This is a genomic window from Burkholderia sp. TSV86 (assembly GCF_001522865.1).
Taxonomy (GTDB): domain Bacteria; phylum Pseudomonadota; class Gammaproteobacteria; order Burkholderiales; family Burkholderiaceae; genus Burkholderia.
In genome coordinates this window covers 1-876 of sequence record NZ_LOWB01000123.1, presented here as the reverse complement: position 1 = coordinate 876, position 876 = coordinate 1, and the positions used below count along the sequence as shown (strand labels likewise).

The 876-nt window shown below is 57.9% G+C and carries 2 pseudogenes; both read left to right on the top strand.

What is annotated here, in order from left to right:
• Window positions 1-47: 47 nt before the first annotated feature.
• Window positions 48-341: pseudogene (locus WS68_RS26930) on the top strand (IS3 family transposase); the annotation flags it as partial.
• 54 nt (window positions 342-395) lie between these two features.
• Window positions 396-876 (top strand): annotated as a pseudogene (locus WS68_RS23775) (integrase core domain-containing protein); the annotation flags it as partial.

The following is an 876-nucleotide window of genomic DNA, read 5'->3' as shown; positions in this document are numbered from 1 at the left end:
TCAGCGCTTGATTCATCGTTCACATCGCAGCTTCATTGACGCACTCAGCATACCACCCGCCTTATTGCGACAGAACCTTCTTTGCCAGTCTCGAACGCGAACTGCTCGATCGACAAACCTTCAAGAGCAAGGCTGAAACACGGATGGCGGTGTTCAGCTGGATCGAAGGCTGGTACAACCCGCATCGTCGGCACAGCGCGCTCGGCCAACGCTCACCGGCGCGATTCGAGGAGGAAAGTCGTCAGGAAAACGTAATCCATCACGATGAAAACGGGTCACCCCCCGCCGGCGTTTGTGTGGTCAGCACCACGCCGGCCGGGGAGAATCCTGCGTCAACTTGAGGCTGGATATCCAGCCAAAAAACTGTCCACGGAACCGGGGTAAGACCAGTGCACGGCGAATTCGAGTCCGAATGTCCGGGCTACTGCGGCGCGCAGGATACGTTCTATGTCGGCAGCCTCAAGGGCGTCGGACGTGTCTACCAGCAAACTTTCGTCGATACCTACTCGAAGGTTGCGTTCGCCAAGCTCTACGATCGCAAGACACCCTTGCCGGCGGCGGACTTGCTCAACGATCGCGTTGTCCCGTTCTTCGACGGCTTCGGCATTCCGCTGCTACGCGTGCTGACAGACCGCGGCACCGAATACTGCGGCAACCCCGAGCATCACGAATACGAGCTGTATCTGGCCTTGGAGGACATCGACCACACCCGAACAAAGGCCAAGTCGCCGCAAACCACCGGGATCGTCGAACGGCTGCACAAGACCATGCTCAACGAGTTCTATCGCATCGTCTTCCGCAAGAAGATCTACGACTCGATCGCCACCTTGCAGACGGACCTTGATGCGTGGCTCGACCAGTACAACAATGAACGAG